The following is a 23474-nucleotide window of genomic DNA, read 5'->3' as shown; positions in this document are numbered from 1 at the left end:
TTCCTTAGTAAACCAAAATCGAAAGGTTGTGGGGAAGCGAAGAAAGATGGGGGATGTAACCTTTGTCACATCCCCCACTTACTTATTCATTAGGCAAAGGTGCAGCATGGTGATTTTGCAGTGCTCCCGAAAACCTAAGTGAAAAATTGGTTTCATATAAAGTTGATTAGCGAACTAGATTTTAAATTCATTTCTAACAAACAAAAAACGGGCATCCTTTTTGGATACCCGCTTTTCTATAATTAGTTCATTCTTGAACGTAAATATGAATTAATGAATAAATCAATATCTCCGTCCATAACGCCTTGGACATTTCCACTTTCAGTGCTTGTGCGATGATCTTTTACCATTGAATATGGGTGGAATACATATGAGCGAATTTGACTTCCCCATCCGATTTCCTTTTGATCGCCACGAATTTCAAGCATTTGTGCTTCTTGTTCTTGAATTTTCAAGGCATAAAGTTTAGCTTTCAAATAGGTCATAGCTTTTTCACGGTTTTTAATTTGTGAACGTTCTTGCTGACACGTAACAACTGCACCCGTTGGAATATGTGTGATACGTACAGCTGAGTCAGTCGTATTAATATGCTGACCACCTGCACCACTTGCACGATACGTATCCACTTTCAAATCTTCAGTCCGAATTTCAATTTCAATTTCATTATTGAATTCAGGCATTACTTCACAAGATACGAAAGATGTATGTCGACGTCCAGAAGAATCGAAAGGTGAAATACGCACTAAACGATGTACACCTTTTTCAGCTTTTAAATATCCATACGCATTATGTCCTTTAAAACCTAACGTAACGGATTTGATACCCGCTTCGTCACCAGCTAAGTAATCTAATGTTTCCACTTTAAAGCCACGTTTTTCACCCCAACGCGTATACATGCGAAGTAGCATCGAGCCCCAGTCCTGAGACTCCGTTCCACCAGCTCCAGGGTGTAGTTCCAAAATGGCATTGTTTTTGTCATATGGTTCACTCAGTAATAACTGCAATTCGAAGTCACCCAATTTTGAAGTGAATTCCTTCATTTCTTTGCTGAGCTCTTCGTGCAATTCTTCGTCTGGTTCTTCACGTAACAATTCCAACGTCATTTCTAAATTTTCTTGTGTGTCGACTAACTCTTGATATTCATTGACAATTTCTTTCAAGCCATTAGCTTCACTTATTACAACTTGAGCAGCATCTTGATCATTCCAAAAATCGGGATACGACATATTTTCATCTAATTCTGCAATTCGTGCCTCTTTGTTTTCTAAGTCAAAGAGACCCCCTAAAGTCGAGTAATTTTGAAGCGGTTCTATCTAATTCATTACGTACATCTGATAATTCCATCATTGCTAAATTCCTCCGTTATCATTCAACAGCACCGTGGCAATTTTTGAATTTCTTACCACTGCCACATGGACATATTTCATTTCGTCCAACTGAAGCCTCTGCTCGTACTGGTTTTTTCTTAACAGGCCCACCCTCTTCTTTCGGGTTAACAGCTTGACCTTTTGCAACTTCTTCACGTTGAAGGTTGTTGCGTATTTCTGCCTTCATTGCATATTTCGCTACATCTTCTTGGACAGATTCGACCATTGATTCAAACATTGCAAATCCTTCGTTTTGATATTCACGAAGTGGATCAATTTGTCCATATGCACGTAAGTGAATTCCTTGTCGTAATTGGTCCATTGCATCGATATGGTCAATCCATTTCGAGTCAATAGAACGTAGTAACACAACTTTTTCAAATTCTCGCATACGTTCTGAAGACATTTCTTCTTCTTTTTCATCATAGTGTTTGTATACTAGTGTCTTAACATATTCAGTTATTTCTTCAGACGATTTACCTTCTAATTGATCTCGTGATACCGCACCTTCGGATAATAAATTCGCATGAATCGTATCTTCAAGTCCTTTATAGTTCCACTCAGCTTGTTTATCGGATGATGTGTGTGAAGTAACTGTGCGTTCAATTACATCATTTATCATCGTTTCTACAAGACCACGCATATTGTCTGTCTCTAACACTTCTAAACGTTCTTTATAAATAATTTCACGTTGTTGACGTAAAACATCATCGTATTGTAACAAACGTTTACGTGCATCGAAGTTATTACCTTCCACACGTTTTTGAGCAGATTCAACTGCTTTTGTAACCATTTTAGATTGAATTGGTTGAGTATCGTCCATTCCAAGACGAGCCATCATGGCACGCATATTATCAGAACCAAAACGACGCATTAAATCATCTTCCATTGATAAGTAGAATTGCGTGATACCTGGATCCCCTTGACGTCCAGAACGACCTCGAAGCTGATTATCAATACGGCGTGACTCATGACGTTCAGTACCAATAACGGCTAAACCGCCAACTTCAACAACACCTTCGCCAAGTTTAATGTCAGTACCACGACCAGCCATGTTCGTCGCAATAGTAACTGAACCTTTGTGACCAGCTGTCGCGATAATTTCGGCTTCGTGTTCATGATTTTTAGCATTTAATACATTATGTTGAATACCGTGTTTTTTTAATAAGTTTGAAATGATTTCGGAAGTTTCAATCGCAACAGTTCCAACAAGAACAGGTTGACCTGCTTTGTTCCGCTCAGCAATATCAGCCGCAACTGCTTTATATTTCCCTTCCATGGAAGCATAGATTAAGTCTGCACGATCATCCCGACCAATTACACGGTTTGTTGGAATGCTGATAACATTCATATTGTAAATGTTTCGGAATTCTTCTTCTTCCGTTTTTGCAGTACCCGTCATACCCGAAAGTTTTTCGTACATTCTGAAGTAATTTTGGAACGTGATAGTAGCCATGGTCATAGATTCATTTTGAATCTCAAGACCCTCTTTTGCTTCAATGGCTTGGTGAAGTCCATCAGAGTAGCGACGACCTTTCATTAAGCGACCAGTGAAGGAGTCAACGATCACGACATCCCCATCTTGAACCACATAGTCCACATCATTATGCATACTCGCATGTGCTTTTAATGATTGGTTGATCGCGTGGTTTAAACGGACATGTGTTAAATCAAATAAGTTATCAATGCCAAACGCTTTTTCAACTCTTTCAATTCCAGCTTCAGTTAAAACTACGCCTTTAGTCGATTCATCGTATGAATAGTCTTCTTCTTTACGAAGTACTTTCACAAGTGCATTTGACTGCTGATAAAGTTGAGCAGATTTAGCAGCATTTCCAGAAATGATCAACGGCGTACGTGCTTCATCAATTAAGATTGAGTCAACTTCATCGATTACTGCAAAGTAAAGTGGTCGTTGAACATGCTCCTCTTTATATAACACCATATTATCGCGCAAATAATCGAAACCTAATTCGTTGTTTGTCGTATAGGTAATATCCGCAGCGTATGCATCACGTTTTTCGTCTTTATTCAAACTATTTAAATTCAAACCGACAGTTAAGCCTAAGAAATTATACAATTTACCCATTTCTTCAGCATCACGACTCGCTAAATACTCATTGACCGTCACTACATGAACGCCTTTACCAGTAATTGCATTCAAATAAACTGGCATTGTAGATGTTAATGTTTTACCTTCACCAGTTTTCATTTCAGCAATATTTCCTTCATGAAGTGCTGCAGCCCCCATAATTTGAACACGGAAAGGATACATTCCGAATACACGTCTTGCCGCTTCTCTTACAACTGCAAACGCTTCAACTTGTAAATCTTCTAATACAGTCCCACTAGCATAGTGTTGTTTAAATTCATCTGTTTTTGCACGTAATTGATCATCAGTTAAAGCTTCTGTTTGTTGTGCTAACGCTTCAACTTGATCAGTAATTTTTTCTAATCTTTTTAAATCCCGCTTATTTAAGTCAAATACTTTATTTAATACTCCAAGCATTTAAATTCACTTCCCATTTAGTCTAAGGTTTATTTTAACACTGCTACTAAAGGGGTGCAAATAACGGACTTGTACAAATCAAGTGACGTCGTTATCTAAGAATGTATGCAATTGCCCTTTATTAAGTGGTTTACTGTAGTAAAAACCTTGAATTATATCTGTTTCCATTGCTATTAGGAGCTCCAGTTGTTTAACTGTTTCAACCCCTTCTGCAACAATATTAAATCCTAAATTGTGTGATAGGTCTATGACCGATTTAACAATTGCTTGCACTCTGACGTCATTTTCCATTTGTTGAACAAAACTTTGATCAATTTTCACTCGATTGATCGGTAATATTCGTAAATAATTTAATGAAGAATAACCTGTTCCAAAATCATCTAGGGCAATTGAGATACCCATTTTTCGGATCTTTTGAAGAGTTTGTAGCACTTCTTCTCCGCTATCTATAAACATTGACTCGGTAATTTCAATTTCAATTAGACTTGGATTTACTTGATACTTTCTCAAAAGTGTTTTTAGCCTGTGAATGAAGTCTATCTCTTTTAGTTGTAATGCGCTAACATTTATTGCTATGGATGAAACATATGGATATTGATGATGAATTTCTTTAATTTCCCGAATTGCCATTTCGAGCACCCAATCACCAATTACTAAGATATTACCTGATTTCTCGGCTACAGGAATAAATTCTGCCGGAGAGATCATTCCCCATTCAGGATGACGCCAGCGTAGCAACGCTTCCAAACTTTCTGTCCTATTTGTTTTTAAATTGAATTGTGGCTGATAAACCAGCGTAAAGTGATTGAATTTAATAGCTTCACGCAATCCTTGTTCCAACATATGTTGTTTTTCAAACTCTTCTTTCATTTCATAATTAAAATAAAGAATTCTATTTCTGCCAGCCTCTTTCGCTTTATATAGAGCTGTGTCAGCGTTTACGAATAGTTGTTCACATGCGTCTGCATCTGTCGGATAAAGGGAAACCCCCATAGAAGGTGTTACGAATACAGCTTGTTTATTTAAGTAAAATGCTTTTGAAAATGCATCATGTATATTATTCAGTGTCGTTCGAATAAAAGGGAAATGTTCTCTTTCCGTATGCAAGAGTATTATAAACTCGTCTCCACCAAATCGACCAAAATAACTATGCTTAGGTAATAATTGTTGAATGCGTTCTGCCACTTGAATTAAAAGATCATCACCGTATGAGTGACCTTTCGAATCGTTAATTTGTTTAAAGTGATCTAAATCTAAGAAAGTAACGGCAATCATTTGGGGAGTATTTCGTATATCCTCGATCCATTTTGCCAGTTGACGTCGAACTGATGAACGGTTTGGTAAACTTGTTAAAGAATCAAAACGAGCTTGGAAATCCATTTCTTGAACTTGTATATTTAACAATTCCCCCATCTGCTCAATTGATTGTGCAATTTCCCCAATCTCATCATTACGATTAATATTCATATTCGAACCTAAGTTTCCTTGTTCCATTTGGCGAACATGTTTCACTATTATGGGTAAATCTTTTAACATACTACGCAAGATTATGGACAAAATGATTAATATTAAAACAGCTGCAATAATCCATGACAACCCAATAGTCTTGGCATAATTTTGAAGTGGGTGAGTAACATTAATGGCGGGTATATAACTCACCATTTGCCAACCTGTCCCTTTAATTTCTCGGACTTCAACATATACGTTGCCTTGAGATGTGTTAACTAAGGTAACAACATCATCGGAGATATTGAGCTTTTTTAATTCAGGCCACATATTGTCATCATCAAATAAAATTTGACCTTGCTCAGTTAACAAAACATATTTGTTATTGTTAATTTCATAGGACGCAATTAATTGAGGTATGGTTTCTAATTGCATATCTAATTCTTCTAATTCACCAAGTTGCTCTGCAATTCCTCTTTTACTTTTTAACAAAGTATTAATTTCCTGTGCAACAACTTCATTTTTCATCTCCAGTTCTTCTTTTATATGTCCCTCAAATAATTTTTTCGAATAATTGTATGAAAAGGCAGCTATTATAAACAGAATTGAAATGACAACGGCACTCATTGCGAATAACACCTTGCCTCGTAACCCAAATTTGTCCCATAGCCGTATGCTAATCAAATAATTCCCTCCCCTTTTGAAACGGAATTATGTATTCTATCTACTGTTTTAATATTCGCTTTAATCGACTCAATTCCTCCTCATTCGACAAATAAAAAAGTAGGTTTTTCAATAAAGACAAAAAAAGAAAGCCCACGAATATGGGCTTTCTTTACACGCTTTTCATTTAGTTAGTTTCGATTAATCCGTACTTACCATCTTTACGTTTATAGACAATATGTGTTCCATCTGATTCAGAATCTGTGAATACGAAGAAATTATGTCCAAGCATATCCATTTGTAAAACGGCTTCTTCTTGATCCATTGGTTTCAATTCAAATTGTTTTGTACGAACAATATGGATATCTTCTTCACTATCTTCTTGATGGGTTGCTTGTTCTGGTGATTGCACGTTAGCAAAATATGCGCCAACACCTTCTCGTTCACGGAACTTACGATTTACTTTAGTTTTATATTTACGAATTTGACGCTCTAATTTATCGACGATTAAGTCGACTGCTGCATACATATCATTATGTCTTTCTTCAGCACGAAGCGTTAAATTCTTCATTGGAATCGTAACTTCGACTTTCGTTTGACTGTCGTTATATACCTTTAAATTGACATTTGCGTTCGCTTGAATTTCTTCGTTGAAATAGCGTTCAACTTTATTGATTTTGCTTTCAACGTGTTCGCGAATCGCAGGAGTTACCTCAACGTTTTCACCGCGGATATTATAATTTAACATGTAAACTCCTCCTTTAATTAAGGCTATGTTAACCTTATTCTACTTATCCCCTAATAACTCCTTCAACAAACCAAAAATAAATTAGTAATTTGTCGAATGAAGTCATTTCCATTAATTTTTCATGCGCGGATTAGCGTCAAAGCATCAACCGTATTAGCTCCTGCTTTTTTTAAAACATAGGCCGCATGGTGCAATGTAGTGCCGGTTGTATACAAATCATCGACTAATAAAATGTTTTGATTTTGAACATCCTTCGTAACCGTGAAAATTAATTCTGTAGAGATTCGTTCTTTTTTCGATTTTCCGACTTGCGAGTGATTTAATGTTTTGGACAAGACATGATGAAAAGGAACATTTGCAGCATTTAGTAATTCATCAACTTGGGAAAAAGTCCGTGCGAGTAACATGTCCGGATGAAGAGGAATAGGAACAATTTTCGCTTTAACTTTAAGTAATGGCAGAAAATCCGATGTAAATATGTTTGCGAGTTCCACGTCTAATTGAAATTTATACTGCTGATAAACGTGTTTCATCCAGTCATTGTAGTTGTATATGGAATTAACGGAATCAAGGGCACCTTCATAATGGGTACCGATCCATTCGTTCCTACAATCTTTTTCTTCAGCTTTTTCGAATTTATTTAAACATTTTTCGCAAACTAATTGTGATGATTTAATAAAGAGTAGTTTTCGCCATGATGCGATTTCTAAAAATGAAGAAGAACAAATCAAGCACTTCATAATACTTCCCGATTCGTATTATGCTCTATAATTGTTGCTTTTGCCTTATCCATTTCTAGAGAAATTCCATGATGAAAAAACACTAAATCTCCACTCGGAAAATCTACTGATCGACCCACACGCCCACTAATTTGGATTAAAGCGCTACTAGTAAAAATCTTTTCATCTGCTCCTACAACAGCTACTTGGACATTTGGAATAGTAATCCCTCGTTCAAGTATGGTCGTAGTAAGTAAACCACATACTTTTTTTCGGCGTAATTTTAGAACCTTTTCTTTCCTTTCAGGATCCTCCGCATGAACTGCTGAGATGTCTACATGAATTTGCTGAAATAAGGGTAATGCGCACTTCATTAAATCAATCGTCGGGAAAAAAATTAAAAATGGTTGATCATTTTGAAGACATTGTTGTGTCCAATTAGCTAACTTCTGAGGAAGTTGGTCTTTATACATATGCTTCTTATAGTTCCATAACCCAACAAACCTTGGAACAGGCAATGGAAACCCGTGAAAACGCTGTGAAATAAGCGAAATATTATCCGCTTGACTTAATAGCTCATCAGAAGGAGTAGCGGTTATGGTATGAACAGCGGCACTTTTCTTTTTTGCTTTTTGAACAGCAAATTGTAGGGACTTGTCCACTGTATAAGGAAAAGCATCTGCTTCATCCACGAACACGACATCAAACGCTTTCTCAAAACGCAATAATTGATGTGTTGTTGCAAGAATCAATTGGGCAAAATCCGAATAATCTGGAGATCCACCATACAAAGCATGAATTATAGTTTGCGGGAAAACTTGCTGAAACCTTGGGGCAAGTTCCAATACTACATCTGTTCTAGGCGTCGCAACGCACACACGGAGCCCTCGTTGCAGTGCATCAAATATTGAAGGATAAAGTAATTCTGTTTTACCAGCTCCACAAACAGCGTAAATTAAATGACTCTGATTTCGTTGAACGCTAATAAGTAATTCGTTTGAAGCTTTTGCTTGTAGTGAAGTTAAGGTTCCCGACCATGTAAAACAGTGATTTACCTCATGGACTTTGGACGGCCCGGACCATGTAATTAACTCGCTACAGCTACTTATTCTTCCCATCTGAATACACTGTCTACAATACAAACAAGTACCATTACATTTTGCACATTGAAATGCGGTCAATTGCTTATTGCCGCACCGTCGACAATTTGAACTTTTCGTTTTTTTACTACTGGAATTTTGATTAGACTGAATGCCTGTGTGGGGGGAAATAAATCCTTTTCGAATAAATTCTTCGATTACTGGTAAAGGAAAGGGGGTTTGTTCCTTCAACCAAATACGACCAGTTAAAAATGCTTGCACTTCTTTCATGAGCATTCCTCCATTTCGGATTGTACTCATTCCTATTTATTTATTTTACTCAAGTATTGTGTAAAGCGCCAGAGTGACATATAAAAAAACCTCGCTTGTATGCGAGGTTTTCCACTATTTATTCTGCTACATCTCCGATGAAATAAACGCTCGTTACACGCCATTCGCCATCTTCTTTTGCAAATACTGTGACTTGTCTTCCAGTTCGATCAAGTTTTGCTCCTGTTGTCTCTTGTTTAAGAGATATAGAAAGTGAAGCGAAAACTTGTGCTTGGTTTTTATTATATTTAATAACCGTCACATCTTCAGCCTTCCGGTTCACTTCATATTGAGCAAACGTTTCTTTTACAGTCACTTCTTCTTCCAGGTAATCAAATCCTTCAGGCTCTTTAGCAATTACAGTCATATATTTCTCTAGATCTTCTTCATTGAAAGAACTAATATATGTCCCGAAAGCTTCTAGCAACGCCTTTTTCTCATCTGCTGGTATATTTTGAGCTTCATCAACATTGGTACCAACCATTTCAAAACCAACATCATTCTCTTCTTGGTCTTTCACACTATGTTCTAATGGACTATTTTCACCAGACGATTCACCATCAGATACTGACCCAGCTCCTTTACGATTCTCTTCGCTCGAACATGCCGAAAGAAATATCGAAAGAATAACAAGTAGTACTATATATTTAAATTTCATTAAGCTCGTCCCTCCTACTCGGCTTTTATTTTGACATAAAAATTAAATCCTGACAATAAATAATAGCCTTCTACACAATAGACGTTAGTCCAATTGTGAAAGTTCCATAGAAAACGTAAAGGTTTGGTGTTAAAAACCGAGTGGACGAATTGCTGTTTGACGAAACATCTTTTAGGGGATTGAGTCATTTTGTACAACCTGGAGACTCACTTCGTCAACCTGGAGCGACTCACACTCACAAAAACCCCCACAAGCAAGAGCTTGTGGGGGTTAGTAATGTTAATTAACGTACTTCTACCCAACCATTTTTGATAGCTGTAACTACGGCTTGTGTACGATCGTTTACGTTCATTTTTTGAAGAATGCTTGATACGTGGTTTTTAACGGTTTTTTCAGAGATGAACAATGTTTCTCCAATCATGCGGTTACTTTGTCCATCAGTTAATAACTGTAATACTTCACATTCGCGTTTAGTTAGTAAGTGGAAAGGACGACGAATTTCCGATTGGTGGAATGTTCCTTTGTTTTCGCGCTCACTTAGGCGACGGAATTCCGACACTAAATTACGCGTTACTTTAGGATGTAAATAAGATCCTCCAGCTGCAACAACTTTAATTGCTTGGATAATTGCATCTGCATCCATTTCTTTTAACATGTAGCCAAGTGCACCAGTTTTTAAGGCATGCATGACATACGATTCGTCGTCATGAATAGATAACATGATGACTTTCGCGTCAGGATATTTCGCCATTAATTCACCAGTTGCTTCAACACCATTTTTACGTGGCATGTTAATGTCCATTAAAATTACTTCTGGTACATATTGTTCATATAAACTTAATGCATCGCTTCCGTCATCGCCTTCAGCAATTACATCAAATGAATCTTCAAAATCTAATATTCGTTTAACACCTTCACGGAATAATTGGTGGTCGTCAATGATTACAATTTTCGTCATCGTCATTTTCCTCCTAGTATATAAGACAAGCTTATCTTTGTTCCTCAATCAAAGGAATTTGAAACTTCATAGAAGTACCTTTACCAATAGTGGATTTAACAATCATCTCACCCTTTAATAAATCAATACGTTCTTGCATTCCTATCATACCAAAAGATTTATCTCGAACTAAACGTTTATCAAATCCGGTTCCATTATCTTTTACAGTAATCGTTACCATAGAAGTACACCATTCAACGTCTACCCAAATGTTTTGAGATTTACCATGTTTCGTCGCATTCGTTACCGATTCTTGAATTAAACGAAAGATAGCAACTTCAAAGTTGGATAAAAGTCTTCTCTGATTTCCATGTGAACGGAAGTGTATTTGGCAACTCGTATTATATTCTTCGATAGTCATTAAGTATTTTTTGAGGGTAGGCACTAATCCTAAATCGTCCAATGCCATTGGTCTTAAATCGTAAATAATTCGTCGCACTTCTGATAGTGCATTACGGACCATTAATTTTAAACTAGATATTTCAATAAGTGCTTGATCAACACCCTTTTCTCGATATGTTCGTTCAATTAAATCTGAACGGACTAATACATTAGCCATCATCTGCGCTGGTCCATCATGTATTTCCCGAGACAATCGTTTGCGTTCTTCTTCTTGTGCTTCAATAATTTTCATACTAAAGTCTTGTTTTAACTTCGCTGTTTCTAAAGCTTGCCCCACATTTTTTAAATCGGATGTTAGATAGTTAGTTACCACATTTGCTTGCGTAACAAGTTGGTCCGCATGCAAAATCGCATCGTTTAAATCATTTAAACGACGTTCTAAATCATCTCGACGCTCTTGTAATTGTCGATCTTCAGTTCGATTAATCGAAAGTTTAATTTGCAAATCGTTAGCATGTTCATAAGCTTCTCGAACTTGTTCTTCTGTGAACGTGTTAAAATGTTTAGAGACATCTCCTAAACGTTTTCGAGATAACCGTGTCTCTTCAATAAGCAAATTCCCTTCTGTGAAGACATCTTCTAACTTCGAATGAACAATCGCTAATTCTTTTTGCATTTGAATTAAGCTTTGTCGATTTTGCTCGCTTATAATGAAGATATCATTTTTAGAACGGTTCATTGTCTCAACCATTTGACTAAAAATATAATCAAGTGAATTGATATCGACCTTTTTCCCAGACATCAGGTATTCTCCTTTTCGAGCAACATTCTGATGAATGACGTTGCATTCGTTTCTCTCTTTATTACTTATACGCCATATATGCCAATTTTCCTGCAATGACTGCATTAATTATATCACTATATACACAATTAAATATTAAAATTGCATGACAACTAGATTTCAAAAGGAGTGTTTTTTTGAGAAAAGATTACCTAACAGTAAAAGGGTACGGCGAATCTGAAATTATTATTCAAAAATCGCGCTTCCTTACATATATAAGTCGCGTAGAGTCAGAACAACAAGCTCAAGCCTTTATTGAAGAAATAAAATTAAAACATAAATCAGCCAATCATAATTGCTCCGCATACCTAATTGGCGAACATGATTCCGTTCAAAAAGCAAATGATGATGGTGAACCGAGTGGAACTGCTGGATTTCCAATGCTTGAAGTATTAAAAAAACAGGGCTTAAAAGACACAGTTGTAGTCGTAACAAGATATTTCGGTGGCATTAAATTAGGTGGTGGTGGTTTAATCCGAGCTTATGGTAAAGCAACCACAGAGGGCATAATGGCAGCGCAGATTGTCGAAAGACGTCTTCATCACTTAATAAAAGTATCTATTGATTATACGTGGTTAGGCAAAGTTGAAAACGAAGTAAGGAGTTCACAATATCCGCTTCATCATATTGATTACGCAGAAGCTGTCGAATTATTGCTATATGTACCCATTACAATGGAAGATTCTTTTAATGCATGGATAGCAGAAATGACGAATGGACAAGCTATTATTGTACCCCAGACACTAGATTTTCTCGAATTTGACATATGAATGTAATATTTTTTTCCTTTTACGATTAGGAAAAGCATTGTATAATGAGGAGTGCTGTAGTTCTATGAAAATACATTTTCATACTTCAGTGAATGAAAGTGTAGGCTAATTCCTGCTAAAAGGAGAATCAAAATGAATCGAAAACAATTTAGATCAACTAGAGATTATTCGACAAATACTGTAAAAAAGAAATCAAAAAATAAATCCTTAATTTTAAAAATATCACTCTTGCTCATAGCGTCTATTCTTATCACTGTCACTGCTTATGGTATATTCTTAATGAAAAAAGCAGAAAGTGCTGCTGATCGCTCTTTAGAAAGTATAGAAAGAGAGAAATCCAGTCTTCGCGAAGAAAAAGTTGAACCTTTGGAAGACAATATCTCCATTTTATTCATGGGTGTTGATGATAGTTCAGAACGTAACCAAGGATCGAATACTCGATCAGATGCCTTGATAGTTGCTACATTAAATAATGAAAGTAAATCTATAAAAATGTTAAGCATACCTAGAGATTCTTATGTTTATATTCCTGAAGTCGGATACAAAGATAAAATTACTCACGCCTATGCTTATGGTCAAACGGAAGCCACATTGGAAACCGTAGAAAAACTACTTGATATACCGATTGATTACTATGTGAAAATGAACTTTGATGCTTTTATTGATATCGTCGATTCACTTGGAGGTATTGAAGCCGATGTTCCTTATCCTTTAACGGAACTTGATTCCGAAGATAAAAGAACAATTAATCTTGAACCCGGTTATCAATCATTAAACGGGTCTGAAGCTTTAGCTCTTGCTCGAACACGTAAACAAGATAATGATATTGAACGAGGGAAACGTCAACAAGCAATCTTAGAAGCAGTTATGAAAAAAACAGTTTCAGCTTCATCCTTTACAAAATACGGGGATTTAATTGATGCCGTTGGAGATAATATGAAAACCAACATGACCTTTACAGAAATGAAATCGATGTTTGAATACGGTAAAAATGGTATGCCATCAATAGAAAAACTGAACTTGCTGGGTGTTGACGACATGAGCACAGGTGTTTATTACTACCAACTCGATGAACCAAACCTTTTAGAAATTAAAGCGAAAATGCAAGCCCATTTAGACTATGAACATAATGCAACTGAATTCACTTCTGGAGATGATGCTTCATCTGATTCTTCAGACTCAGATGGAAATCTGAGTCAGGGCTCTTATCAACAAGACACTAGTAACCAGCCATAACCGGCTGGTTTTTTTGTGCAAAAAAACTCCACATTCATCGCTGAATGTGGAGTTTACACTATTAGTTACCTAAATATTTATCAAGTTCTGCCAAGATGCTATCAGGTACCGCTACTTTACCACCCAATACATCTACGTACTCAACTCCTAGTTTTTGTAAATGTTCACCAAGTTCAGGAGTTACATTTTTACCAACGATATAAACGCCACTTCCTTCTTTAGCTGCTAAAACTCCACCAGCTAAAGCATCAGCAAAGTTTACACCAGTTGAGACATATACGCTCTTCGTTTCATCTGCAAAGAACTTAGAAATAGCAACTGACGTTTCATATCGGTTAGAACCAGAAATACGGTGACCATTTGGCACAGCTTTTAATACACTATCGTTCACTGCTACTTTCCCACCGATAACGTATGTCTGATCAACCCCAGCTTTTACTAATGCATCTTTTGTAACAGCCGGTAAAGTTTTATCACGAGTTAATAGAATTGGCATACCTTGCTCAGCTGCATAGCTTGAAACTGATAATGCATCCGGGAAGTTTGATCCACTTGCAATTACAGCAGTATCATATTTACCAAACTTGCTAGCAATTTTCGCTGCTGTTTCATAACGGTCTTTACCTGAAATACGCTCTACTTTAATTCCAGATTGAGTAAGTTTTGCTAAAACTTCTTTCGAAATCGCGGTTTCTCCACCAAGCACATATACTTGCTTAGCACCTAAACGTTTGATTTCGTCATATGTTGATGCTGGTAAAGAACTAGTTTTAGAAAGTAACAATGGACCGCCATACAAGTGAGCTAATGGAACACCTGCTAATGCATCCGCATATTGATCTCCACGAGCTAGAACAACTGTTTCAGCTGATTCCCATCCTTGTTGACTAACTTTTACAGCTGTTTCATAACGATCTTTTCCAGAAATACGATCAGCACGTAATTCTGATGCAATGCGTTCAACTTTTACTTCTTTCTCTACTTTGTTTCCAGCAGCATCTTCAACAACTACATTGAAAGAATTTACACCTGGAGCTAAATCAACTGAAACGGCTACTTTTTCATCCGTAGGTTGCGAGATTTTTGCTTCATCGATGAAACCACGGTTGAATGCAACATCTCCATCAACAGTTACTTTAACAGCGTTAAAGTTATCTTTAACAAATAAGTTGAAATCTAATTTCGACACATCATTATTCACAACAGTCGGTGCATCGTGACCAACAGTAGGAACCGTTAAGTCAATATAGACCGGACGAGCTATTTCAAACTCATTACCATTTACATCTACAGCTTTGATCTTAATATTTTTGAATCCTTCACTAGTAAAGGTTGCAGTTGTATCGAATTTGTAAACTTTTTTAACTGCGTCAAATGTAAACGCAACATCTTTGCCGTCAACTGTTAACTTGTCTAGAGCTTCTTCCTCTACCGTACCGCTTACTCGAACATTTTTAGTATTGTAAAGTCCGAACGGAGTAGGTGTACTTTCGCCTAATAAAATAACTGGGAATGACTCATCACCAATTACGTTACCTGCATAGCCTACATTGTATCCGTGATCGATAGGCAGTACTTCAATAGATGTTACATCTTTCGCTGCAAATCCATAATCACCTAAATTAACTTGTGTTTTAGAAGCAGCCAAATAAGTCTTTCCAGTTACATCTTTTCCATTAATGTAAAGTGCGTAGAATTTAGTTCCAACGCCTTCATCCATAAATTTGAAATCAGCAACATTTGTTTCCGCGTTAAATGATACTTTTGCAGTTGGAGCAACTGTATCTACGTAAACTGGTAGTTTAGTTGACTGCCAGTGTGCATCTTCATAATCTACTTTAGCTTTAAGCTCATATTGGTATAAACCATCTTCAACTTTAGCATTTTTAACTTTACCATCCCAAATACGAGATTCATTGTAACTGTACCAGCTACCTTTTCCACTATTATAGAAGTTTTTACGAACATCTTGTTCTTTATTTACTGAACGTAATTGCTTGCTTCCAGTACTATCTAATACATTTGTTTCAAATTCTTTAGCATTACGAAGTAAAGATGGCAATGCAAGAACATCTTCCATTAGTCCGTCGTTATTTGGAGACATTACATACACTTGCTCCCCATCAACTTCAATTGTATCTTGGAAATATTCTCCACCGTCAGTTAGCATATTAGAGAATTTGTTTAAATCAAATAGGGATTGATAGAACTTATCATTACCTTTAAAATCATCAACGATAGCAGGACGATCCCATTCACCATAGAAGCCGATATAAGGAACAACTAGATCTGGGTTTGTGACATCTTTACTATTTAACTTCAAGAAGCCTTCAACGAATACATCTTGTTCGATTGATTTGAAAATGTCTTCACCTTCATTATTAAGTCCAGGAACTTTTGCATCCGTTAAGTCAATAGTAACCTTAACATCTACTTTTCCATTTGCAGGAACTTTAACTGTTTTAGGTGCAGATACTTTCACATCTTTTAACTTACCTGATTGTAATTGGTTGTATACGATTTCTCCATCTTCTGCAAATCTATCTGCAAGCACTGAAGTATCTACATCATACTCAACAGCTTTATCTGTTAAGTTTTCAGCTGTAACAATCATTGAGAATGTTTTTGATTGGAAGTCTTTAACGTTTACTTTTGCTTCTCCAGTAGTTTTATCAGTCACAACGACCGGTGTGTTTACAGCCGCATACAATTGCATCATACCTGCGCCTTGACGTCGCGGAGAAATTTCACTGCCATCTAATCCTAATGTAATATCTGCAGTGTTCATTAATAATTTTTTAGCTAAACGTGTACGTTGATCAGCTGTGTAATCATCAAACCGCGTATCACCTTTAAGGTATTGTTGAATTAATGCTGCTCCACCCGCAACGTGTGGTGCTGCCATAGATGTTCCGCTCATTACAGTATATTTATTGTCATTTACAGTAGAGTAAATATTTCCACCTGGAGCTGAAAGTTCAGGTTTGAATTCTAGATCCGGAGTTACTCCCCAAGAAGTAAAGTCAGTTGAACGTCCTACTTCTGGATTTTCAATTTTACCATCTTGTTTAACTCCTAAAGTTAGAGAACCATCCACTTTAAGGGCTTCTTCTAGAGCCAAGCCTTCAGCACGTGTCGACTTCATGAATGGAATATCCCAGCCACCTTGATCTTTGAAGAACACAGGAGAAGATGAGTTATAAACAATAATTCCCTTCGCACCAGCTGCTGCTGCATTAATCGTTTTATCGACAAATGTTAATGAACCACGTTCAACAAGGACTACTTTCCCTTTAACGTCGATTCCTTCGTAGTCTGATTTAGCTCCTAATGCTGCCGGATTTCCAGTTAACTGTTTCAGACTTACAACTTCTACTGTACCAAGTTTAGACCAATCATCTACACCATAACCCGTAACCGATGAACCTTCACCCGATAATGTGTGTGTGAATTCATAAATCAAGTTTCCTGTTGCAGCAACTTGGACTGTGTCTTTGTTTAATCCAGGTGATCCTACTAAACCATAGTCCGGATTTTGATAATATGGATTGTCATACCCGTAACCGATAGTACCTGAGTTTCCAGCTGATACTGATGCTACAATTCCATTCTCAACCGCTTTAGAAATTGCTAAATCTTCTGCACTGTCTTCTTCATAGAAAGAAGCAGTTGAACCTAAACTCATGTTCAATACATCTGCACCTAATTTAACTGCATCATCAATAGCTGCTAAGTAAATATCAGAGAATGTTGATGGGAAATTCGGGTCATTACTGAAAACTTTCATGCCTAGTAGTTGAGATTCTGGTGCAACCCCTTTGATACCACCGTTTGTCGTATCACCGTTCGCTCCAACTGTTCCAGCTACATGCATACCGTGCATTGATGCATCAGGACCAAGATCCTTAATCGTATCATTTTGATCATAATAGTTATACGCAAACGGAACTTTAGGAGTGTAGTATTTTCCTGTTAAACCTGATGCTGCTACTTCTGCAGATGTCAGTTCTCCCGTTTTTGCATCTGATAAAACGAAATCTTTATGGCCAGGGTCGATACCAGAATCGATTACTGCAACGATCATTCCTTCGCCTTTAAACTTAGCATCTGCCCATGTTTGGTAAGATTGAATAAAGTCGTGACTAGTAGTCATGTCTGGCGTAACTTGTGGTCTTTCGTATTCATTAGCTAAATAAACTTTTTTTACGTTTGGTAAACTTTCAATCTTCTTGACGTCAGCAAAACGAACTTGTCCGCTAAAGCCGTTGAAAGTAGTTGTATAGTCAAATTGTGCATCGAAATCAATTCCTTGAGAAGAAATTGTATTTTTCAATGATTTATGAGTCTTTTTTAGAGTGGAATTAATGGTAGTTTTTTCAGTAGAAGATAATTCTTTATAAAGTAAGCCTTTACCAGTCGCCACTTCAACGGCAGAAGAGCCCTCAACTTCAACAATAACGCGAACTTGATCATTTTCTTTAAGATTAGCTTTCAAATCTTTCTTTTCGAACTTTTTCTCAGCAAGTTGTTTCACAAGCTTTGCTTTTTCATTCGATAAAACATTTAGGACTTTTGCATCTTTTTCAAGATTAGTACTTGAAGCTTTTGAAGTAGTCTGTGCTGAGATAAAAGATGCGTTACTAAGTACTAGGCCTGTCGCTAAGAATGTTGATAGATATTTTTTCCATGCTTTTGAACCAGTTGTCAAACTTATTCCTCCCTTAAATTACCTATAAACAGTAGAGAAACTAAAAGACTATTTATTCAGTTTAAATCTCTCTCCATGTCAAATCATACCAAACACGCCTTATCGTGGTCAATATATATTTTAGATAATTTCATATATTTAGAATTCGAATTTAATCTATGTGTAACGTTATTATAATAGTGTTTAAGAGTGGAGTCTGTTAAAATCATCATTGGTGTCTTGTAGGAAAATTGTATCTCGTTCGGAGTGAATTTAATGAAGAAAAATCTAACCATTTCTGGTTTATTACTTATTATAGCAACCCTCATTTTAAAATTTTCAGGGCTATTACGAGATATGGTTTTGGCCTATTATTTTGGAGATTCTAGTGAAGCAAGTGCATATTTAGTAGCATTTATATTGCCAAACATCTTTATTTTGTTTTTTACAACAGGAATGAAAAATAGTTTTGTACCGAGTTACATTTTGGCAGCAAAAAATGATAATTCCCAACACCATTTTTCACAAGTACTTAGAGTTACTACACTATTTGGCATAGCGGTTACAATCATTGGTATTACGCTTTCACCAATAATATTGCCTCTTATGTATCCTGACTTTAATATAGATACGATCCGATTGACAATTACCGTAGCGACTATCTTTTTTGTGTCCATAACATTCGCTGCGATGAATTCAGTATATGAGGCTTATTTGGATGCTGAAAGTCGCTATTCTATTTCAGTTTTCTCACAAACCATTGTGATAACTTCGTCCATCTTATCAGCCTTATTATTTTCAGATCAACTTGGCGTTTATGCTTTTGCTTATGGCTATTTAGTTGGTGCAATTCTCTCATTCATAATGAAAAAATTATTCTTTATTCCTAAGAAATCTCATACCATTATTGGTAAACTCGACAAGAATGAGATTAAGCCATTTGTTCTAGTATTTATTCCAGTTGCCATTACAGTAATGGTCGGTCAAGTAAACCTTATTATTGATACAATCTTTGCAGGACATTTTGCAGAACAAGCGGTTTCTTATATAAATTACGCTAAAAACATTGTACATTTTCCACAAGCGATAATCGGTGTCACAATCGGAACGATTATTTTCCCCGTTCTTTCGAAAGCAGTAGCTAATAATGATGAACATCAATTTAACCGTAGTGTAGAAAAAGGACTAATCCTCACGCTTTTTTTATTACTTCCTGCAATTGCGGGAATGATGATTTTGATGAAAGAATTAATTGAAGTTATTTATCAACGTGGAGCATTTACAGCGGGGGCGACGACAGCCACGGCAACTGTCGCTTATTATTATGTTGGTTCTGTGTTATTTTTCAGTTTACAAAATACGATTAATAAAGCTTTCTACGCAAAGCAGAATGGGCATATTATTTTACGTATTAGTATTTTTTCAGTATTTCTAAATATTGGTCTTAACTTCCTATTCATATACTTGTTAGAATCTTATATAGGCATACCATTAGCTTCGTCAGTCATGGCCGTCGTTTATTTCGTATTAAATATCATTGTCTATCAAAAAACTGAAAACCTTCTGAACTGGCCTTATCTAATGAAGAGTACAGGAAAAATACTGCTTGCTTTAGGCATTATGATTGCAATTGTTCTGTTTGCAGGAACTTTTTTAAAGGAATTGAATCCTATTATTAACATCATGATTACAAGTATAATTGGAGCAATCGTATACTTAACATCTAGCTTCATTCTTAAAATTGATGTGTTTTCTGATGTAGTTAAACGATTTACAAAAAGGAGTGTGCAAGCGAAGTGAAACAACTACTCATCAAAGCAATAAATCCGCTGGCAATTCCTTTAACCAAAATTATTTTAAAACGCTTTTATTCAGGAAATCTGCCTATTACGCAACTTGAACATAAACAAAATGTTGTCGTCTTTGCACCACATGTTGATGATGAAACAATTGGACTTGGTGGCACTATAAAAAAGTACACGGATCAACAAACTAAAGTTCATGTTGTCAATGTGACGGACGGCGGGAAAAGTAATCGCCATGTGAATAATTTATCTGAGATTCGAAAACAAGAATTAAAATTGATTCAACCTATACTTGGTATTTCATCACTTACTTTTCTTGATTATCCAGATGGCCAAGTGAATCAAATAAAGTCTTCAGAAGACTTTATAAAAGTATTAGAAGAGCTAAAACCAGATATCGTTTATACAACAAGTTTTATTGATGCACATACTGATCATACTGCAACGGCTCATTTACTTGCAGATGCATTAACGAAATCACAACACCAACCACAAGTGGTCAGACAATATGAAATTAATTGTCCCGTACCTCCCGAATTTATTAACTGTGTGATTGACATCACGAATGAGAATAATACTAAGCTTCAAGCGATAACCTATTTTAAATCACAAATAATTGCATTTGATGGCTTTATATTATTATCAAAACTCAAATCATCTATTGTTTCGAAAAAACTTTCAAAAGTTGAAACATTTATTGAATCTACTGTTGATGAGTTTATTAAGCAATCAGATTTGCTACTTTCAAAAAACTTGGTGGATTTTTCACAAGACTTTAAACAAGCAAATCGTAGTTCAACATTATTGATCGCTGTATTTAAAAATTTAGACAAAAAACGAGAGATTTATAAACAACTTCAGAATCTTTCCTAAAATGGAGGTCCCTATGCGACAAATTTATAACAAGTATTTACCTTTTATATGGCCAGTTGTTTTGATTGTTTTTCTATTAGCCGCTTATAGTACCAACTCATTACTTGGTTACTTTATTTCAGTAGTTCTTTTCATTGTAGCTTTAGTAAGCCCTAAGAAAGCAATATTACTACTCTTTATGTATGTTCCTATTCGACCATTTCTAATTGAATTAAATCCGTCACTACGTTTAGCTGGTGATTTAATGATTGCAGGCGCATTCCTTCACGTCGTCTGGAAGTCTCGACATGACTTACGCGCTTTGGTCACATTCCACGTATTTGAATATGGATATTTTGCCTTTTTAATAATTGGTTCATTTTCGGCAATTGTAGATAGAATCGAAATCGGACCCATTATTCTCCAATTACGAGCGTTTATTATATTTTATTTAATTTACTACATCGTAAAGAGACTCGACATAAAAAAAGAAGATATTATACAAGTTTTGCATGTCTTTATTTGGACAACCCTTTTAATTATCATACAAGCTTTAATAGAAAAGCTATCCATTAGAGGGCTTTTCATGCCAGAAGAATGGAAACAACTACCTCTATCGTCTAAGAATAGAGTTAGAATTTATGGTATGGTTGGAAATCCAAATGTATTAGGAATTTATCTTGGATTTGCTTACTTCTTATTCTATTATGCTAAAAAATACATCTCGCAGTACAACACAGTATGGATGCAAATTTTACAATACTTAACAATAGGGATTTTTGTATTAACGTATTCCCGTGGAACTTGGATTGGGTTTTTCATCATTGCGATGGTTTACGTTTTTGCTTCTCACAATTTCGCATTATTAAAAAAGATAGTCATTCAAATAGCCATTGCTCTTGTGGTCGTTGTATTACCAATTAACGTCCTTACGAATTGGATTGAAGACACTTCCATAGGTCAAGAAAAAGTACAAAACATACAGAAATTTGATGTTGGAGGCAGCTCAGGCTTTGTCGATCGAGTTGGTGGCACGTTTAGTGATGAAACCATCACAGGGAGTCAAAGTTCAGGACGTCTCTTTATTGTAAAAAAAGGGTTCGAAGTTTTTAAAGATTATCCGATTATGGGTACAGGATTCTCAACTTTTGGCGATTCAGCCTCTCTTTCCCGTATTTCCCACATATCAGCAGAATACGAAATCAATAGACAGTTCTATTCAGACAATCAGTATATTCAAATTATCGTACAAACTGGCGTTCTTGGTGTCTTAAGTTTTGCAGTATTCTTGCTTGGCATGTTATATGCATTGCTAAAAACAACGCGCACAAAATTAACCAAGCTAATGATTGGTGTAGTACTTGGTGCTTTCTTTATGGGTCTTGTGTACAACTTATGGGAGGCAGATGTGTTTACATTGCTATTCTTTGCTTTCCTAGCCGTGACTTTAAATAGTCAGTCTCAATTCCAATCAATTCACGAAGATCTTACGAGGAGTTGAATGAAATGATTCGTTCATACTTGGCGGGTGATGAAACTGGTATTAATACTTTGTTTGAGTCCGTTTTCCAAAAAAAACGTTCATTGACTGAATGGCAATGGAAGTTTGAAACACTCAGTTCTCACTTCCCGATTATCATAGTTGCGGAAGAAGATAATCAAATTGTCGGTCACGCAGCTTGCCTATTATTTGAAGGCGTTAATGTAGACGGTTCCCCCATTTTGATTGGGGAACGTGTTGACATTATGGTCCATCCTAACTATCAAGGTCGTGGAATTTATCAACAAATTGTGAAAGAACTCATGGAAGAAAGTGAACGCCAAAACGTGGCTTATTTATACGGCTTCCCTGCTGAAAAAGCCAAAAATATTTTCATTAAAATGACTCAAGCAACGGACTTAGGAAACATCAACCGTTATGTTTCCATTAATTTTCCAAATCTAAGTAAAAAACGACCTCATCAATTGATGAAGGCGCTGTCCGAAACAGAATTATTAAATATGTCTAATTTCAAAATTGAATCTGCTATCCATGTAAATCGTTCCAAAGCTTTTTTAACAAATCGCTATATTAAACATCCATCAAAAGATTACTATGTGTACCACTTAGATTCAGATTATATAATTTACCGAATTGACCACTTAAAATCACTCATCCCTGTCTATACGATCGTAGATATTTTAGCTGATGATGAGTTCTCAATAGTGAAAAGTTTTAAAAAATCCCTAGGAATTGGTCTTGTTTCAACTTGGGGCATTCCGCATACCCCACTTGAAGCTGCATTATTGACAACTGGATTTAAGGTCCATTCAAGTCCTATGCCCTTTGTCGTGAAAACACTAAGAACTCATGATTATGGCCAAACTTTTAATAACTGGCGAATTCTGCAAGGCGATGTAGATTCCTTTTAAACACAAAAAGCCC

At 36.2% G+C, this 23474-nt stretch carries 16 protein-coding genes; 6 read left to right on the top strand and 10 right to left on the bottom strand.

All coding sequences use genetic code 11. The annotated features are described in order from the left end of the window. Nucleotides 1-242 precede the first annotated feature (242 nt). The 9 genes from prfB to C8K15_RS00210 all read right to left on the bottom strand — a co-directional run bounded on the left by prfB (nt 243) and on the right by C8K15_RS00210 (nt 11660). Nucleotides 243-1344, bottom strand: a protein-coding gene (prfB, locus tag C8K15_RS00250) for a peptide chain release factor 2 (RefSeq protein ID WP_108584759.1) whose coding sequence is annotated in 2 segments (ribosomal slippage) — nt 243-1271 and nt 1273-1344 — 1101 coding nt in all. Because the reading frame shifts where the segments join, the coding sequence is not laid out codon by codon here. Nucleotides 1345-1365: 21 nt separating this feature from the next. Then, on the bottom strand, nt 1366-3876 hold the full coding sequence (gene secA, locus C8K15_RS00245) for a preprotein translocase subunit SecA (RefSeq protein WP_108584184.1): 2511 nt from the start codon (nt 3874-3876) through the stop codon (nt 1366-1368). Nucleotides 3877-3954: 78 nt separating this feature from the next. Next, nucleotides 3955-6006, bottom strand: a complete 2052-nt coding sequence (locus C8K15_RS00240; RefSeq protein ID WP_108584183.1) for a bifunctional diguanylate cyclase/phosphodiesterase — start codon at nt 6004-6006, stop codon at nt 3955-3957. A gap of 166 nt (nt 6007-6172) precedes the next feature. Beyond that, a complete protein-coding gene (hpf, locus tag C8K15_RS00235) occupies nt 6173-6733 on the bottom strand; it encodes a ribosome hibernation-promoting factor, HPF/YfiA family (RefSeq protein WP_108584181.1) in 561 nt (186 codons plus the stop codon). A 119-nt stretch (nt 6734-6852) separates the two neighbouring features. Further along, complete coding sequence (locus C8K15_RS00230; RefSeq protein ID WP_108584180.1) at nt 6853-7473, bottom strand: ComF family protein; 621 nt, start codon at nt 7471-7473, stop codon at nt 6853-6855. Continuing rightward, the gene (locus tag C8K15_RS00225) at nt 7470-8822 is read right to left on the bottom strand and encodes an ATP-dependent helicase ComFA (protein WP_108584178.1); all 1353 of its coding nucleotides are present in this window, start codon (nt 8820-8822) and stop codon (nt 7470-7472) included. Before C8K15_RS00225 ends, C8K15_RS00230 begins: the two co-directional genes overlap by 4 nt. 118 nt (nt 8823-8940) lie before the next feature. Continuing rightward, nucleotides 8941-9519, bottom strand: coding sequence for a nuclear transport factor 2 family protein (locus tag C8K15_RS00220; RefSeq protein WP_108584177.1), 579 nt, complete (start codon nt 9517-9519; stop codon nt 8941-8943). A gap of 283 nt (nt 9520-9802) precedes the next feature. Then, the gene (locus C8K15_RS00215) at nt 9803-10477 is read right to left on the bottom strand and encodes a response regulator (protein WP_108584175.1); all 675 of its coding nucleotides are present in this window, start codon (nt 10475-10477) and stop codon (nt 9803-9805) included. A gap of 31 nt (nt 10478-10508) precedes the next feature. Then, on the bottom strand, nt 10509-11660 hold the full coding sequence (locus C8K15_RS00210; protein ID WP_108584174.1) for a sensor histidine kinase: 1152 nt from the start codon (nt 11658-11660) through the stop codon (nt 10509-10511). A gap of 176 nt (nt 11661-11836) precedes the next feature. On the opposite strand from C8K15_RS00210, the gene C8K15_RS00205 reads away from it, so the two are divergent. Then, nucleotides 11837-12469, top strand: a complete 633-nt coding sequence (locus C8K15_RS00205; protein WP_108584172.1) for a YigZ family protein — start codon at nt 11837-11839, stop codon at nt 12467-12469. Between the two features lie 132 nt (nt 12470-12601). After that, a complete protein-coding gene (locus C8K15_RS00200) occupies nt 12602-13705 on the top strand; it encodes an LCP family protein (RefSeq protein ID WP_108584170.1) in 1104 nt (367 codons plus the stop codon). A gap of 61 nt (nt 13706-13766) precedes the next feature. Here C8K15_RS00200 and C8K15_RS21265 read toward each other — a convergent pair whose 3' ends face one another. Then, nucleotides 13767-18413, bottom strand: coding sequence for a cell wall-binding repeat-containing protein (locus C8K15_RS21265; protein WP_108584169.1), 4647 nt, complete (start codon nt 18411-18413; stop codon nt 13767-13769). Nucleotides 18414-18668: 255 nt separating this feature from the next. Between C8K15_RS21265 and murJ the strand changes: the two genes are divergently transcribed. Genes murJ through C8K15_RS00175 form a run of 4 tightly spaced genes read left to right on the top strand, consistent with a single transcriptional unit; the run spans nt 18669 to nt 23461 of the window. Then, nucleotides 18669-20192 carry a murein biosynthesis integral membrane protein MurJ gene (gene murJ / locus C8K15_RS00190; protein ID WP_108584167.1) on the top strand — a complete coding sequence of 508 codons (1524 nt, stop codon included), beginning with the start codon at nt 18669-18671 and terminating at the stop codon, nt 20190-20192. Further along, a complete protein-coding gene (locus C8K15_RS00185; RefSeq protein WP_158268237.1) occupies nt 20189-21070 on the top strand; it encodes a PIG-L deacetylase family protein in 882 nt (293 codons plus the stop codon). The genes murJ and C8K15_RS00185 overlap by 4 nt, the downstream gene beginning before the upstream one ends. A gap of 13 nt (nt 21071-21083) precedes the next feature. After that, on the top strand, nt 21084-22550 hold the full coding sequence (locus C8K15_RS00180; RefSeq protein ID WP_108584164.1) for an O-antigen ligase family protein: 1467 nt from the start codon (nt 21084-21086) through the stop codon (nt 22548-22550). A gap of 5 nt (nt 22551-22555) precedes the next feature. Continuing rightward, complete coding sequence (locus C8K15_RS00175) at nt 22556-23461, top strand: GNAT family N-acetyltransferase (RefSeq protein ID WP_108584162.1); 906 nt, start codon at nt 22556-22558, stop codon at nt 23459-23461. Nucleotides 23462-23474 lie beyond the last annotated feature (13 nt).

The sequence above is a fragment of the Paenisporosarcina sp. OV554 genome, from assembly GCF_003058165.1.
Lineage (GTDB): Bacteria > Bacillota > Bacilli > Bacillales_A > Planococcaceae > Paenisporosarcina.
Note: the sequence above shows the minus strand (reverse complement) of the source record. Positions and strands in the feature narration are given on the sequence as shown.

What these genes read in the sequence shown, in the direction of transcription:
- secA (WP_108584184.1), bottom strand. Translation starts at nt 3,876, where the DNA reads ATGCTTGGAGTATTAAATAAAGTATTTGACTTAAATAAGCGGGATTTA.
- hpf (WP_108584181.1), bottom strand. Translation starts at nt 6,733, where the DNA reads ATGTTAAATTATAATATCCGCGGTGAAAACGTTGAGGTAACTCCTGCG.
- C8K15_RS00230 (WP_108584180.1), bottom strand. Translation starts at nt 7,473, where the DNA reads ATGAAGTGCTTGATTTGTTCTTCTTCATTTTTAGAAATCGCATCATGG.
- C8K15_RS00225 (WP_108584178.1), bottom strand. Translation starts at nt 8,822, where the DNA reads ATGAAAGAAGTGCAAGCATTTTTAACTGGTCGTATTTGGTTGAAGGAA.
- C8K15_RS00220 (WP_108584177.1), bottom strand. Translation starts at nt 9,519, where the DNA reads ATGAAATTTAAATATATAGTACTACTTGTTATTCTTTCGATATTTCTT.
- C8K15_RS00215 (WP_108584175.1), bottom strand. Translation starts at nt 10,477, where the DNA reads ATGACGAAAATTGTAATCATTGACGACCACCAATTATTCCGTGAAGGT.
- C8K15_RS00210 (WP_108584174.1), bottom strand. Translation starts at nt 11,660, where the DNA reads ATGTCTGGGAAAAAGGTCGATATCAATTCACTTGATTATATTTTTAGT.
- C8K15_RS00200 (WP_108584170.1), top strand. Translation starts at nt 12,602, where the DNA reads ATGAATCGAAAACAATTTAGATCAACTAGAGATTATTCGACAAATACT.
- murJ (WP_108584167.1), top strand. Translation starts at nt 18,669, where the DNA reads ATGAAGAAAAATCTAACCATTTCTGGTTTATTACTTATTATAGCAACC.
- C8K15_RS00180 (WP_108584164.1), top strand. Translation starts at nt 21,084, where the DNA reads ATGCGACAAATTTATAACAAGTATTTACCTTTTATATGGCCAGTTGTT.
- C8K15_RS00175 (WP_108584162.1), top strand. Translation starts at nt 22,556, where the DNA reads ATGATTCGTTCATACTTGGCGGGTGATGAAACTGGTATTAATACTTTG.